The following is a 14,301-nucleotide window of genomic DNA, read 5'->3' as shown; positions in this document are numbered from 1 at the left end:
CTGCACCTCACACTCGCGACAGTTCGACCAGGATGATCGAGCTGAAGCCGATCAGACCCAAACGCAAGAGCCGTTGCTGGTCTTCCGAGGTTGGCCGCAAGCGGAGTGCTGCGGTCCAGCCGGCGAAAATCAGGGTGTACAGTAGGGCTCGCCAGTAGGCGAGATACGGCGTACCCCCCCGTGCCTCCTTGATCCATTCCAACTGGGGGCCGCTCAATTGCAGCGCCATCGAGGCCATCAGCAACATGACCATCACGACGCCGAGGATCAGCAGGCCCCGAACGACCGAGCTCCTCACAGAAAACGGCATCATGGCGTGCTCGTTCCCTGATCCGCTCGCTGCAGGCGGTCTGGGCGTGGATCGCGCTGGTCGATATTGCGTGAGGCATCAGCGCCACCGGCGTGGCGATCGAGGACCAGGCTGGCAGTGTTGGTGGCCAGCGCTTGGCGCACTTGCAACTCCGTTTGCAGCAGGCGGATCTCGCGCTCCAGCGTTTCGACGTTACTGTTGAGGGCGGTGGTGGCAGGCTGCGCCGACGCCACATTGGGCTCACGGCTACCGGCCAGCAACGTGCGCTGCAGCAGCATCGCCTTGTAGATCACGCTCGACAACGCGGTTTCGCTGGCCAGGCGCCGGGCCAGCAGGTTCTGGTCGGGGTCATCGCGCAGGCCCTCGATGACGCCACGTGAGACCTGCAGCAACGGGCTGGAGACTTTGCCTAGGTTCTCTGGCGTGGGCTCCTCAGTGCCCGACAACATGCGCTGCAAGCCCTCGAGGTGCTGGGTGTAGGTTTCCTGGATCAGTGGCGTGAGACCTGCACCCGCGCTAACGCGCAGCGTCTCGCAATCGTCACAGGTCTCCACCTCGGTTTCGCCGAGCACTCGAGTGGCCCATTCGGCAGCCTCCTCGGGGCTCGTCCAGGCCTGGCAGATCGCGCCATTCTGACAGCTTGAGCCGACAGCCGAGGTGTCTTCGACCGAGCGATTGTGCAGCAGGTTGTAACCCGCCTTGACCACGTCTGAGGTCACCCGGATCGGCGCCTGGCCATGGCCACCGGCCTTTTGCCCGCCGACCCAACTGACACCGTTGTTGCCGTTGTTCGATTCGGTGTCCTTCACCGCCGTAACGGCATCACCGTCGGATTGCTCCAGGTTGTGCTGCATTTCCTGGTTCTGTGCCAGTGCTCCCCAACCGGCCTGATCCACCTTGTCAGCCATTTTCGCCGCCATCGCCTGGCAGGTGAGCTTGGAGCGGTCGAAGTCGATGCGCCCCTGCAACACGCCGTTGCTCAGTAGCTCGTACAGCCCGGGGTTGGCGCGCTGGATGATCATTGCCGGCAGTGACATCACCGCCTGGGTGGCGTTCTGGATGACGTTGCCCATGATCTGCTGGAAACCCTGGGTGGCACCGTTGAGCTGGTTCTGCAGGGTGTTGGAGAGGTTCATGTTTCCGCACATCATGTTCGCCCGCCAGGACAGGCCGACGCCGAGTCCGCTGGGGCGGTAAAGCGAGGAGGGCGCGCCCGCCGCCGATCCGCCACCGATGGTGTACATCACACGGTCGTCCAATACTTGCGCTTGGTCGCCCAAGTGGTAGCCACTCTCGGCGGCGTTGCCGGTAACGCATACGAAGAGACATACCAACCCGAACGAGAGAGTGTTCATCACTGGCCTCCATCAAAGTCGATGCTGAACAGAAAGGTCTGGCCCATGCGTTGGCAGCACCTGTACGGGCGCCACAACGACCAGGCGTAGGCGCCATCGGCACTCTGGAGGGTGGCGCTAGGGAAGATGGCGCAGGTGCTTTGCAGCATCGGTGCGAGCAACTGCCAGCGGTGGTTGTTTATGTTGTTCTCTATCACCGGCTGCGGCGGCCAATAGCCGGGCGAAGGCATCGGTTGCAGCGGCAGATAGACGTGTGGTTGGCCAACGCGGGTGATGAAGTCGCTGGCGCGCTGCGCCATCACCGCGGCGGCCTTGAAGTCATCGGGTTGTACCAGGAATCCCTGGCGTGGGTAGACGTTGCCCCACATGTTGCCGAGGGCCTGGCTACCGATCTCGCGCATGCCCGGAGTCAGCGACTGCGGGTAAACGGACTCGGGGATGGCGTGGCGCCAGGCCAGTGGGTCGAGCGTGCTGAGGTAGTAGGGCGCAAGCGGTACCGCCCCGCTGGGACACGCATAGCCGAAGCTGTGCGCCAGGGCCGTCAGGGCCGCGCCGCCGGGGTGCCCGATGCCGTCGACATTCTTGAAGCGCGGCAGGTTGTTGCGCTGCGGCGAGGGCGTGATTAGGTTGCCGCCGCCTTGCGACAGGGTGGTCGGCGCCGACAAAGCAGACATCTCGCCCCACGGGTTACTGCCGGTGTCGGAATAGCTCGACACCACCAGCTCGGGAATGAAGTGACCTACCTTGGGCGAGGTTCGCACCGTGCAGCCGAAGGGCGTACACAGTAGCCAATAGCAGATCCCGACGACGCGGTACTCCAGACACTGCAGTGATGTGACGGAGGCAATGATCGCGGGGGTGGTCAGCGCCAGGCACTGCTCGGCAGCCATGAACAACGCGATCGCGACGAAGGCGCGACCTCGGCTAGGTTTGCTCGGCTGTGGCGTTCGGCATGGGACATTCAGGTTCATCGGCAGCGCTCGGCAAAGGGCAACGGTGTGCATCCATGCGCCGAGTTGCAGCATCGCGGATCAGGCTGAGGAGGGGGACGGACAAACCGAGACTCGTACGTTCGGTTTCTTCAGTCGCCAGGGGGAGGCTGCGGTTTGTCCAAAATAACCGCAGGAGTACAAATGTACTCATGTCGATTTTTATTGATCAGCGGGCACAGAGCATCGTGTGTTCCGAGGTTCAGGACATGCCGCGAAGGCGATCGATTTCCGTCGCAATCCGAAGCGCGGCCTCCAACTCGGACAGCTGATGCGCTTCCATCAACCGCCAGCGTTGAGCCTTTTCCTCGGGCTCGGTCATGGCCAGGGCGAGGTACAGGCTTGGTGGTACCGCGCGAAACAGCGTCTCCAACTGCTTCGACAAGACCACGCCCTCGGTGTACTTGCCCGAGGCCTTGCTCGCCGACAGCAGCAGGGTCTTTTGTGCTGGCGTCAGCTTCTTGAAGCGCGCGATCTCTTCGATTTCCGCCGGTGGCATGTTCAGGCAGATCCACCACTCGATCATGTTGAGCATGGTCTGCGCCGCATCGGGGAAGTCGGCCAGGTTCTGCGTCGCCAGCCAGAACCTGGCACCGAGCTTGCGCCACATCTTGGTGCCCTTGACCACAAAGGGCGCCAGCAGCGGGTTCTTGGTGATGATGTGACCTTCGTCAGTGACCATGATGATCGGACGACCGAGGTATTGGTCGCGTTCAGCAAGGTTGTTCACCGTGTTCATTAGGCTGATGTAGCTGATCGACATCTGCGCTTCATAGCCCTCGCGGGCATAGGTGGCGAGGTCGACGATCGTGACATCGCTTTCCGGCCAAGGGGTGCCTGGTCGGTCGAACAGCGCACCCTCGAAGCCCTGGCAGAACAGGTCGATGGACTCGGCCATTTCTTGGGCCCGCTCGCGACGCTTGTCGGGCAGATGGGCGTCGCTGGCCACCACTCGAAGGGCATCACGAACATGGCGCGTCATGACCTGCTGATCGCTGGCCGCACAGTGCCTGGCGGCGTCGAGGATGCACTCGCGAATCAGGCTGCGGTCAGCCCGGGTGAGGCGGGCCTCTTCCTTGGCTTCGCCCCCGGTGATCATCAGGCGAGCGGTAATCTCCAGTTCGCCCAGCACATCGCGTTGCTCGTCACTGCCCGAAGCGTCTTCATCCAGGTCTTCGGTCGACAGACTGGCGACCTGGTCGGGGCGCTCGATCAGCCGCCGGGCATCTGCAAAGGGAGCCAGGCTCAAGCCGCTGCCGGGCTTGAGCTGAACCTTATTGACGGTCAGGCCGAGGGTGGCGAAGTAGTCGCCCTGCAGGCCGAAGGAGTTGCCAGCTTCGACAATGAACAGCCGCGGCCGATACACCGCCATGACTTGCATCAGGATCGAGACCAAGGTGGCTGACTTGCCAGCGCCGGTCGGGCCGAACAACAGCAGGTGACCATTCATGGAGCGGTCGAAGCGGGATAGGGGATCGAACGACAGCGGCGCACCACCTCGGTTGAAGAAGGTGATCCCTGGGTTGCCGGTACCGATGCTACGCCCCCACAGCGGCAACAGGTTGGCGACATGCTGAGCGAACAACAGGCGGGTGTACCAGTTCCGTTTATCACGAGCGGGGTTGTAGACCATCGGCAGCCAGCGCAGGTAGCTGTTGCAGGCGGCCACTTCATCGCCCTCACGCACCGGTTGCAGGCCGGCGCCGAGCAGTACGTTGGCGGCCTGGATCGAGCGCTGGCGCAATTGCGGCTCATCGGCGCCACGCAGGTACAGTGCCAAGGTGCCGCGGTATAGCTTGTGCTGGCGGCCAATCAGCGCGCGGGCCTCTTCCACGTCCTGGCGGGTCTGGGTCGAGGCCAGGTTTTCGCCGATGGCTTTGCGCGCTAAGCGGTTGAGTTGCTCCTCGAGCACATCCTGAGGTGTGATGACCAAGGTCAAGCTCAGGACGGCCTGCTCGGGTAACTGGTCAAACAGAGCGTTGAGCGCTTCACCCTTGCGGGTCTCGCCGGTCAGCTGGCCGATGTGGGGTGGCCTGCGCAGTTTGTCGACCACCATCACCGCGTGCGGCTGTTGATCGAAATACCACAGCCCCTGCTCGCTGTCCGAGCGTGGCTCCTGAAAGAACAGTCGCTCGGCAAAGTCGTGGTCGAACGGTAGCGACAGCCCATCGCCGTCATCGATCTCCGGGTAGGGCACGCGTCGATAGAACGCCGCTGGTGATTCACCGGTGAGAGTCGGGGCCGGATTGAACCACGGCAGCAACCAGGCATAGAAATCCTGCCCCGTCAGCCGCCGAGGATTGACCCCGCAGGCCTGCAACGAGGCCATCAGGCGGTCACAGGTCCTTCTCAGCAATTGAGCGGGGTTTTGCCCTTCGTCGTCGGCCTGGTCACCGAGCCAGCGATAGACCACCAGCCGAATCCGTCGATTGCTGCCGCGCCAGGGCAGGTGCGACACGACATGGTCGTCGAACAAGCCGCCTGGCTTGGCAATGGCATCGAGGTGGTGTTGCATCGAGGTGAGGAAAGCTGCAGTGAAGGGGGTGCCTGTCGCCCGTGGTGCAACGTACTGTTCCAGGCGCTCCAGGTACGGGGAAAAATCACTGTCGTCCTGACAGAAGAACTGCACCACCCAAGGCGCCTGGTCGAGCTCGTCAAAGCTGTCCTGCAGCGCATCCTCCAACGCATCGCGCGCCGCCATCAGCCATTCGGGCTCACGGCCTTCGGTGCCGATCGGCTGCAACTCGAACACGGCGCCCACCGAGCGGTTGTCGTCGAGTAGAAAGCACTGCTCCTCCTCGAGGTATTCGACCCAGGGCAAGTGGTCGGTAAAGCTGGGGTTGTGCGCATACTGCGTAGCTTCGTCCGCACGCGTTGCGCGCCGACGCTGCGCGGCGCGCCAGGGCTGCCAGCGCTGCGATGTGCGATCTGCATCCTCGTCCATCACAGATCGTCCAGGCGTTCGCCGGGTAGTGCGTACTGGACCTTCTCGTACAACGGGAACACGGTCGAGTAGCCGGGCACCGGCGCCTGCTGGGTGCCGGCCAGGTGAGGATAGACGTACATCACCAGGTCAGGATTTGGCAGGCGCGGGAACTGAGCGCGAATCTCGTTGGCGGCCGTGCGGGTGTAGGCGCTCTGGTCCTTGATCAGGCGCTCAGGATCGAGCACCGGCCGACGCAGTTCGCCGCGAGCCTCCTGCAACTGCTGCTGCGTGCCGACCGCGCCACCGCTGTTCCAAATGTCCAGCATGGTGTGGTCGCCATGGGGCAGCATTTCGTCCTTGCTGGTGGTGCAGCCCGCCAAGTGCAGGCACAGCAGCAGGCTAATCCAGGTCCAGTACCGAAACGGATGTGCGTTCATGATTCACTCTCCGGCCTTTGGGTTCGTAGTCGATGCTGATTTCGTGATCTAAGTGCAAGGCCACCTTGGCCCCCGGCGGGACGTAGATCGCGGCAAAGGCTTCGCCGTAGAGCTTGTTGATCCAGTCACGAATGTCGCCGATGCCACCGCTGATGACCGAGTTCAGCGCGCTGTTGCCGCTGTTCTGCGACAGCCCCAGACTGCCGCTGGCCGAGTTGATGAACGAGGTGTTGGTTTGCTCGCTACCCAGCGCTGCCGCGAAGCCGGCGCCGGCCGCAGTGATCAGGCTCTGGCTGCCCAAGTACTGTTGGGCGTTGGAACGGCGCTCGCCGGCGATGCAGGGAATGCCGTAAGGGTCGGAGATGTAGCCCAAGCCCCCGCGGATCTTCTCGGTGTCCGAAGTCTGGGTACTGCTGCGGTTGCGGCTGACCACCTTCTGCGGCTGTGGCACCGTGCGAACGGTGCCGTCGCTGAAGACGAAGGTGATCGACTCGACCTGGCCGCGTACGCAGGACAAGGTCCAGTCACCGGCCGCAGTCCCGCTCATGACTGCACCGACCACGTCGGGCAGGTCGATGCCGTTGGCGGTGAGGTTGTCCGGCCCCACCAGGACCTTGAACGGGTAGGGATCGTTCACCGTGCCGTCCACCGGCACGCGGCCAATCAGGGCGGTCATGGCAATCGAACCCATCAGGGTCGAGTTCTCAGGGATGGTGTAGACCGGCTTGGCACCCTCAGTCCGGGCCTCAGTGTTTTCCAGGTCGCGCTCGCCCTTGGCCACGGCGCGCAGATGGTCCTGGCCCCGGTCGATCGCGTTGTTGTCCAGGCCATGCAGATCCTTGAACTTTGACGTCAGCGCCGACAACGGTCCCTCAGTTTTACTGGCTCCTTCCTGGCCAGCACGTGCATTGGATGGCTCGATCCACTGCACCGCATCCGCCGGCAGTTGTGCTCCGGAGAATTGTTGCTCGTCACCAGGTTCGAGTCCAAAGCCCACGGGTATATCGGACTTCGCGGTCGGCTTGTTGGTGAGTAGGTCCTTGAGCCGGGACAGCAAACCTTGGGTCTCGCGGTGCTGTTGCTCGGCCTTCTGCCGGGCATCGTTGGCCTGCTGGCGCTGCTCGGTAACTTGCTGGGTGACACTGCTCAGCGTGCTTTGAATGCGACTGTCGATATTGCCTTCGCGCGTGCGCAGCCGGTTGTTCTCGGTCTGCAGCGTCTCATTGCCTTTCTTGAGTGACAGCATCTCGCTGCGCATAGCCTTGACCTGGCCGATCAGCGTGGCCACGGTGTCGCGCGGTGTGTCGCCGGCAATGCCGAGTGCCTTGGCCTGTTCCGGACTGAGGGCAGTATTTTCGGGGTCATGGGCAGGTTGCGCGTCTGGCGCCGCCATCCAGGATTTGCCGATGATCAGCACAATCCCCAGCAGGACCGCCGGTACCAACCATTTCAGCAAGCCGTTAGCTTTCATGATCGGCGGCCTCCGGTGCAGGCGGTGGCAATAGCAGCGCGTGCTTCAGGTCGCCGCCGTGGGTGACGAGGTACACCACGGTAGTGTCTTCAGGTGTGCCGACGTGCCCCAGGTACTCGTGCTGGAAGGTGGCGGCATACAGCGTGGCCTGCAGGTGACGCGGGTCCAGCGTGACCTTGGCCGATCCACGGTTGACGATCTTCACCGCCGTCACCCAATAATCACCCAGCCGCCAGGCGGCGAGCCCCTTGATGGCCACGTGTTCGGTCGGCAGCAGTGTGCTGAAGCCAGAGGAATCGCCCAGCGGGACCCGGCGCACGCCGGGCAAGGGTGCCACGGTGCGCAGGGGCGCATACAGGTTCTGCGCCGCATAGCGAGTCAGCACAACCGGTACCGGCGTCGCAGCAGGTGCTGTGTCCTTCGCGGTGTCCACGTCCGGTACCTGCGCTTGGGCAACGATCTTGACCGGTTCCAGCGCCTCACCGCCCTCGAGTGCTTCGATGTCGATCAGGATGATGTCCCCCGACTTCACCGACTGCAGCTGCAGTCGAGTAGGGGGGATGACTTCCGACGCACGCAGGTACACCGTCCCACCCACCGACTGCACGCGCAGCTTGCTGGCGATCGCGCTGGGTAGCCCGATGCGGACATCTTCATCCAGTATCAGGACGCGTTCCTGGGCCACCTTCAGCGGTACGGCCAGTGGCAGGCGGTCCCAGTACTTTACCTCGACGGCACCAACAGCTGAACACCACCCGGCCACCGTCACCAGCATCAGGATCAAGACACGCATCATCACTCACCTCCAGGCAGCGTCAGCTTCTGCGGTGTGCCTTCGTAGCAGTCCAGGGCCAGGCCCCATTTGTTGTGCTCGGGGTCGACGTCGAAGCGCACCACGCGTAGCGGATAACGCACGACGACGCGCTTCACCGGCTCGGCTGCGTAGTACTCGTCAGCATTGAGGTCGAGCTTGACCAGCCAGCTGTGCTTATCGAGCTGCTTTACTCGCAGGTCGGGGGCATCGCTGTAGCCGCGGCCCAGTACTTCATACACACCGCGCACGCGACCGCGCAGTTCGCCGGCGGCCTTGCGGTACTCGAAGTCGCCGTCGAAGAAGGTCTTGCACGCCGGTGTCAGGTAGGGCTGAAGGGCGAAGATGGCGCGGTGGTAGTCGACCTCGCCATCGCTGGGCCAACGGTTGAGCTGGCCGAAGATATACAGGGCGAAGGCATAGATGTTCTCAGGCGGCACATCCCACCATTTGCGCGTGCTGCCGGAGCGCAGATCCGGCGGCACATGAATGGTCAGTTCGGAAGGTGCGGACTGCCAGCCGTACCAGAGTCCGGTGCACAGCAGCACCAGCACGGCCACGGCCAAGCGCAGGCTGAAAATGTGCGCCTGCTGCGCATCCACCTTATTGCGGAAGCGGCTCATGGAGTGGTCCTCGCAGGCCGGCGAGTGCGCCGAACAGTCCACGGGCCAGAATGCAGGATCAGGTATTGAGTGCCGATGCCCCAGTGCACCACCAGCTGCCACTGCAGGCGTCGATACAACCAGGTCTCGGGGCGGGCGCGTTTGGCCTGGCGCAGCAGCTTGCCACCGGCGAGCAATACCAGTGCCATGCTCAGGAACATGCAGGTGGGGAGGGTAGCGATAGAGGCGGTGGCCAACGCCAGCGGCGCACCGAGGACAACACCCAGTACTGCGCCGACAATCAGCGCGACCCACATCTCGTCATTGGTGAGGCCGCGAAGGACGGCTGGATCGCGGTTCAGGCGTTCCGGCAGGAAGGTCAGAGTGCCGTCGGGGAGGGTAGCAGGGGCGTCGGACATGGTGACCTCACAGAATCGTCGCGGCTTTGGTGAGGAACCACAGGATCACCACCACCAGTAGCGCGCCGACGCCGACCACGGCACCGAGGTCCTTCCAGGTCTTGCGCTGGTTCTGCACGTCGGCGTAGACCGTGAGTGAATGCCAGGCCACGCCGAGGAAGGCGAGGGTCGCGATCAGCAAACCGAGCAAAATGCCGCCGTCGTAGGCGTAGTTCTTGATGGTGTCGATCAACCCCGAGCCTTCGCCGCGGGACGGTGCTTCCATGGTGGGCAGATCAGCTCTGGCCAGCGTCGAGCTCAGCAGCACCAAACCGCCGAACAGGGCTTTTCCAAAGGTAGCCCGCAGCAGGAGCAGCGGAAGGAGGCGGCGACGGGAGAGTTTCATGGCAGGGTCTCCAGATTACGACAGCATGAAAAACATCAGCACGATCAGGGCTAGGGCCAGACGCAGCGTGCTGCCGCCGAGCGCACCGAAATTGAGATTGCCGGCCGCCCAACCGCGGTAGCCGGTCCACAGGGCCCAGGTGCACCAGAGCAACGCCAACACCAGCACCGAGGAGCGCCACAGCACCGAACTGAGCTGCGGGGCAAACCCGGCCACGGCCGAAAACGCGCTGAGTTGAGCGTCAGTCATGCTCATCGGAGGGGCTCGAGTGGGGTGCTTCAGCACGGTACTGACCGGCCAGCTCGACTAGGTCAGCCGGCTGTGCGCGGGAGGGCGATAAGTATTGTTGGATGCCTTCACGCACACGTTCTAGGTCTGCCGCAAACCTCGGATAGTCGAAGCGATAGCGCGTTCCAACTGCATCGTCTGAGCTGCTTTCCGCACGCTCGGCCAACTGGTCGATGGCAGTGAACTGGCGTTGCACGAGTCCCAGATCCGAGCGCTCGCGACTTTCTTGCGCAACTGCCGGAAGGGTTGCTAGACAAATCACAAGCAACGGGAAGGCATACGTCCTCATGGCAGGCTCCAGAATAATCACTGGTCGCCACCATTACCGAGCGGGCGAGTTGAGGCACGAGTTAAAAGGATTCTTGGCCTTTCGCTTTCTGGCGACGTTGGGCAGAAGTGAGGTGAGCCTGGAGAGAGGTATTGAGGGGCGATGCGGACTTGCCGGCGCTACTCGCTTATTCCTAACGCTGTATCGAGCACCTGAAAGGCTAGTCAGTCATCAGTCGGAGAATGACAGCTCCGTCTGAATTGCGCACAGAGCGCGCGGGGGCATCTTCGGTCGAGGATTGCGTGAACTGGTCGGCAACGGGGGCTCAGCTAAATTATCCCCCAGCGTGGCCTGTAGTCCTGGAATTCGACCCTCCGATTCAAGTTCTCGAATCTCGTTCCTGGTCCTGCCAAGCAACTCATTTGCCGTCTGCCCCGTATCCTCGCTCAGCGTCAACGCCAGCAGCGTCAAAGGGCTCAGTTCCAATCTCTCGCTAAGCTGCTCAAGTTTGTCCAGTGTGATGCTCGATCTACCAGTTTCGAGCTTGGACAAGTAGGTACGGCTGGTCGTGTCGGAAAATCCGCGCTGAGTGATGTTGCGCTGACTGCGTAGCACTCGAAGCACATTGGCAAACGATGACTTCAATGGCATGAAATTACCTGAGGAGTCGGGTATTTAGGTGCATTTGGCGGCGACTTTAGTTGGGGGGAACCCGCTCAGGCCACCGGATTTCATTCTACTATACACCCTCGAGCCAGACCCTTGGGGTGCTAGGGACAATCCTGCGGATGTCTGCATCTCGATGCTTTGTGTGTAAAAACGTGCAGACGGTGCGAACTGAGATACAACTGAGCAAGCCCTATGTGTCATCACGAATGCATAGGAAGGGTCAGCGAGTAAGGCGTCAGCTATGGGATGACTGCTGGCACTTCGTCCAAGGAGGACGTAAACCTCCACGAGCTGGAGCCTAGACTCGCCCAATGGGGATGGGTATTCTCAACTACAAACCTAGGGGGCGTGGCCCAATGCCATGTAACTGGTGCGTCTGTATTGTCAAGGGATGAATGCATGAAGCTCGTACGCGCAACTGTGGGACCTTTTCGTTCAATCAATGAGCCCCAGTCGGTGTCAATTGATCCTGATGTGACTGTGCTGGTCGGCATGAATGAAGCCGGAAAAACAGTGTTTCTTAAAGCGTTGCACAAGGCTAAAGATGCTTTGGGTAAAGAGTCTTTTAATATCACGGATGACTATCCAAGAAAGGATGTCACCGCCTATAGGCGGCGTCACGAAGAGGAACCGGATGTCGTAGTGAGATTGACGTACCGGCCTGATGCACGAGAGATTGAGAGGGTCAATAAGCTGGTCGGTATCGAATTAGCAGACGGCTTTGAATTTTCGGTTAATTATGATTATCAAAATCAGCGAATCAATTCAGTTAATGTCACTGATGAGGCCGTACTCAAGAAGTTGACCTTGAATACGGCTTTGAGCGAAGGGGTGAGAGGTATTCTCAAGGAGGCGACGACCATCAGATCTGCGTCCAACAAGCTCGCTGGATTTGAGTCTCCTAATGATGCGGATACGGCACTGATTGAGTCATTGAAAAAACGAGTAGCTGCCACAGATGGGGCAAAAGGCTGGGATCACATTTCCGCCTATGAGGTTTTGATAAACTTCATGCCATCGATACCTAGTTTTTTGTATTTTAGCGATTACGATTTACTCCCCGGAAAGCTGAATCTTCAGGATCTTAAGCAGCGAGTGAAGAATGCTGCGGCTGATCCTGCTAATGCGAGTAAACAGATCGAGCCAAAACACCAAGCGGTCCTTGCGCTGCTTCGGATGGCAGAGGTTGATTTGGAAGATTTCGACAACGGTAAATCCTATGAGGAGCTGAAATCGCAGATCGAAGCTGTTTCTATCAGTTTAACTGACCAGGTTCTAGAGTTCTGGAAGCAGAATGAAGATCTTGAAGTTGAAATAGATATCCGCCCAGACGCCTCCGAAGCCGCCCCATTCAATGTGGGTCCCAATATTTATCTACGGATCAGAAATCGCCGTCATCGTGGTGTTTCGACACCCTTTGACCAACGCAGCCGGGGATTCATTTGGTTCTTTAGCTTCCTTGTATGGTTTGACAGTGTTCAGCACCAGCTTGACGCGACTGGTAAGGCTAGTAATAAATCTTTGGTACTTCTGCTTGATGAGCCCGCACTGGCTCTCCACGCGCTCGCTCAGACAGATTTTCTGAGTTATATCGATCATCTCTCAGAGAGTAATCAGGTGATTTACACCACTCACTCACCATTCATGGTGCATTCTGACAGACTGCACCAGGTGCGTGTGGTGGAGGATAAGGTTAAGATTGGTACAACCGTTTCGGATAACCTTTCAGGTTCTGATCCTCGCACCATTTTTCCCCTCCAAGCAGCACTTGGTTGGAATTTGGCCCAAAACTTATTTGTCACAAAGTTCAACTTGTTAGTTGAGGGTATTTCGGAGTTGTCGATATTGCAGGCTATGTCCCATGTGGTCGAGACTGCTGGAGGGGTGGGGTTGATGAATAACGCCACTATCGTGCCGGTTGGTGGTTTAAGCAATGTTGCCACCTTTGTATCCTTACTTGGGGCTAATGGACTTAATCTTGCGGTGCTGCATGATTACAGCGGGAGGTCGGAACAAAAACTTGAGTCTTTAGTGTCGCAGAAGCTCCTCAAGAAAAAATCTGTATTCAATTTCTCGCAGTTTCGTGATCTTTCAAAGCTCGGTGAAGATAGTGTTGCAACGGATGTCGAGGACTTGCTTGATCCCGATAGATATATGGTGGTCTTTTCCAGTGTATTTCAGAAGGAGCTTGGTCATAAGACCATTGTTCAATCGGACCTTCCACCAGGGGACCGAATTGTCGGAAGAATTGAAAAATACCTCTTGGCCAATAGCATAAAAATCCGCCCTTCAGGAGGTTATAATCATTACGCTGTGGCTTCGGCTATGGTGGGAAATATTGCTGAAAATTGTACCGATGATACTGTTGCTCGATTTGCAGCATTGTTCAAAGATATCAACGCTGCCCTGAAGTAATCTGGAGGCCCAGCCGGGATACTCTCCCGGCTGAGGCCAAACAGTAGATGCAACCGTGTACACTCCTCGCTGATCGGCCAAGCTCAGAAACAACCGAAAAATCGCGTTGCTACATGTAATCTAGGCCTGCTAAACAGTCAGCACTCTTCAGATGTTACGTAGAAGCAGGATCATCAGGAAGTGGCGGGATTTTTACACAGCCTGGGTCGAATGCTGACATTCAAAGGTATTTCTTAAACGTTGTCGCGGTGATCGCCACCATGAAGCCCAGCAACGCAGCACATGGAAGTAAAACCCAGCTTGGATTCAGCGACCAAGGAAGCGACAGGTAGATTACCCAAGGGCTCACGATCAGCGGCAGCAACGTCCGCTTCGCTCGATGGTACACAAAGCTGCTCTCTCTGCCTGCGCCGAACTTGCGAAGGTCGCGGAGCGTCAACCCATCGATCATACCGGTCAATACTGTAAGCAAGAACAGCGGCGTGGCCAAAGTCAGAACGGTCAAGCGCACCACGAACGTGAACACCGTAAACAGCGCAGCCAGCAAGTAGTTCTGGCTAGCGACATATACTTGAGCAAGCTGTCCTTGCAATGACTCCTCTTGACTGAGCAGTTTCAGGTGGGTGTCGGACTGTACCCAGCCGGAGCGGACCACAACCCAGTCGTTGATGTGCTCAAGGATTTTCGTGGTCGCTTGCGCCGGCTCCTGTACCAGCAGCGAACTCCTGAAGTGATTGCTCAGCCATCCAAGCTCAGTCAGCCACATGGTATGGCTGTGATGCCAACCTTGTTCTGGCCAGAACCACAGCATGCCCACGAACTCCAGCACGATAGAGAACAGCAGAGAGGCGAACAGCAGGCCGAGCAATCGCAGGCACAGTTCAAACGTGCCGAAGATCAGCCCGGGGCGTCGTTGTGTCTGAGGCGGATTGGTTGGGGTAGTAGGCATAAAGCTC

The 14,301-nt window shown here is 59.6% G+C and carries 15 protein-coding genes; 1 reads left to right on the top strand and 14 read right to left on the bottom strand.

What is annotated here, in order from left to right; all coding sequences use genetic code 11:
* Nucleotides 1–7: 7 nt before the first annotated feature.
* The 13 genes from E8E68_RS08315 to E8E68_RS08255 form a co-directional block, all read right to left on the bottom strand.
* Nucleotides 8–313 (bottom strand): hypothetical protein, encoded by a 306-nt coding sequence (locus E8E68_RS08315; RefSeq protein ID WP_159266483.1) that lies wholly within the window; start codon nucleotides 311–313, stop codon nucleotides 8–10.
* Nucleotides 310–1,665 (bottom strand): integrating conjugative element protein, encoded by a 1,356-nt coding sequence (locus tag E8E68_RS08310; protein WP_280340627.1) that lies wholly within the window; start codon nucleotides 1,663–1,665, stop codon nucleotides 310–312. Before E8E68_RS08310 ends, E8E68_RS08315 begins: the two co-directional genes overlap by 4 nt.
* The gene (locus E8E68_RS08305; RefSeq protein WP_280340626.1) at nucleotides 1,665–2,636 is read right to left on the bottom strand and encodes a TIGR03756 family integrating conjugative element protein; all 972 of its coding nucleotides are present in this window, start codon (nucleotides 2,634–2,636) and stop codon (nucleotides 1,665–1,667) included. The genes E8E68_RS08310 and E8E68_RS08305 overlap by 1 nt, the downstream gene beginning before the upstream one ends.
* A 220-nt stretch (nucleotides 2,637–2,856) precedes the next feature.
* A complete protein-coding gene (locus E8E68_RS08300) occupies nucleotides 2,857–5,598 on the bottom strand; it encodes a conjugative transfer ATPase (RefSeq protein ID WP_280340624.1) in 2,742 nt (913 codons plus the stop codon).
* Entirely contained in the window at nucleotides 5,598–6,017 is a 420-nt protein-coding gene (locus tag E8E68_RS08295; RefSeq protein ID WP_013972285.1) for a TIGR03751 family conjugal transfer lipoprotein, read from the bottom strand. The genes E8E68_RS08300 and E8E68_RS08295 overlap by 1 nt, the downstream gene beginning before the upstream one ends.
* Nucleotides 5,980–7,488 (bottom strand): TIGR03752 family integrating conjugative element protein, encoded by a 1,509-nt coding sequence (locus tag E8E68_RS08290; protein ID WP_280340621.1) that lies wholly within the window; start codon nucleotides 7,486–7,488, stop codon nucleotides 5,980–5,982. The genes E8E68_RS08295 and E8E68_RS08290 overlap by 38 nt, the downstream gene beginning before the upstream one ends.
* Complete coding sequence (locus E8E68_RS08285) at nucleotides 7,478–8,284, bottom strand: TIGR03749 family integrating conjugative element protein (protein ID WP_280340619.1); 807 nt, start codon at nucleotides 8,282–8,284, stop codon at nucleotides 7,478–7,480. Before E8E68_RS08285 ends, E8E68_RS08290 begins: the two co-directional genes overlap by 11 nt.
* A complete protein-coding gene (locus E8E68_RS08280) occupies nucleotides 8,284–8,922 on the bottom strand; it encodes a PFL_4703 family integrating conjugative element protein (protein WP_280340617.1) in 639 nt (212 codons plus the stop codon). The genes E8E68_RS08285 and E8E68_RS08280 overlap by 1 nt, the downstream gene beginning before the upstream one ends.
* On the bottom strand, nucleotides 8,919–9,320 hold the full coding sequence (locus tag E8E68_RS08275; protein ID WP_280340615.1) for a TIGR03750 family conjugal transfer protein: 402 nt from the start codon (nucleotides 9,318–9,320) through the stop codon (nucleotides 8,919–8,921). Before E8E68_RS08275 ends, E8E68_RS08280 begins: the two co-directional genes overlap by 4 nt.
* A 7-nt stretch (nucleotides 9,321–9,327) precedes the next feature.
* On the bottom strand, nucleotides 9,328–9,705 hold the full coding sequence (locus E8E68_RS08270) for a TIGR03745 family integrating conjugative element membrane protein (RefSeq protein ID WP_280340613.1): 378 nt from the start codon (nucleotides 9,703–9,705) through the stop codon (nucleotides 9,328–9,330).
* 15 nt (nucleotides 9,706–9,720) lie between these two features.
* The gene (locus E8E68_RS08265) at nucleotides 9,721–9,960 is read right to left on the bottom strand and encodes a TIGR03758 family integrating conjugative element protein (RefSeq protein WP_016488085.1); all 240 of its coding nucleotides are present in this window, start codon (nucleotides 9,958–9,960) and stop codon (nucleotides 9,721–9,723) included.
* Nucleotides 9,947–10,282 carry an RAQPRD family integrative conjugative element protein gene (locus E8E68_RS08260; protein ID WP_152953910.1) on the bottom strand — a complete coding sequence of 112 codons (336 nt, stop codon included), beginning with the start codon at nucleotides 10,280–10,282 and terminating at the stop codon, nucleotides 9,947–9,949. The genes E8E68_RS08265 and E8E68_RS08260 overlap by 14 nt, the downstream gene beginning before the upstream one ends.
* A gap of 210 nt (nucleotides 10,283–10,492) precedes the next feature.
* On the bottom strand, nucleotides 10,493–10,912 hold the full coding sequence (locus E8E68_RS08255; protein WP_280340609.1) for a helix-turn-helix transcriptional regulator: 420 nt from the start codon (nucleotides 10,910–10,912) through the stop codon (nucleotides 10,493–10,495).
* A 417-nt stretch (nucleotides 10,913–11,329) separates the two neighbouring features.
* Here E8E68_RS08255 and E8E68_RS08250 point away from each other — a divergent pair, with 417 nt between their 5' ends.
* Nucleotides 11,330–13,345 carry an AAA family ATPase gene (locus E8E68_RS08250; protein WP_280340608.1) on the top strand — a complete coding sequence of 672 codons (2,016 nt, stop codon included), beginning with the start codon at nucleotides 11,330–11,332 and terminating at the stop codon, nucleotides 13,343–13,345.
* A gap of 220 nt (nucleotides 13,346–13,565) precedes the next feature.
* On the opposite strand, the gene E8E68_RS08245 is transcribed toward E8E68_RS08250, so the two are convergent.
* Complete coding sequence (locus E8E68_RS08245) at nucleotides 13,566–14,294, bottom strand: TIGR03747 family integrating conjugative element membrane protein (RefSeq protein ID WP_280340606.1); 729 nt, start codon at nucleotides 14,292–14,294, stop codon at nucleotides 13,566–13,568.
* Nucleotides 14,295–14,301: the final 7 nt, after the last annotated feature.

This window comes from Pseudomonas sp. BN607 (assembly GCF_029871175.1).
Lineage (GTDB): Bacteria > Pseudomonadota > Gammaproteobacteria > Pseudomonadales > Pseudomonadaceae > Aquipseudomonas.
Note: the sequence above shows the minus strand (reverse complement) of the source record. Positions and strands in the feature narration are given on the sequence as shown.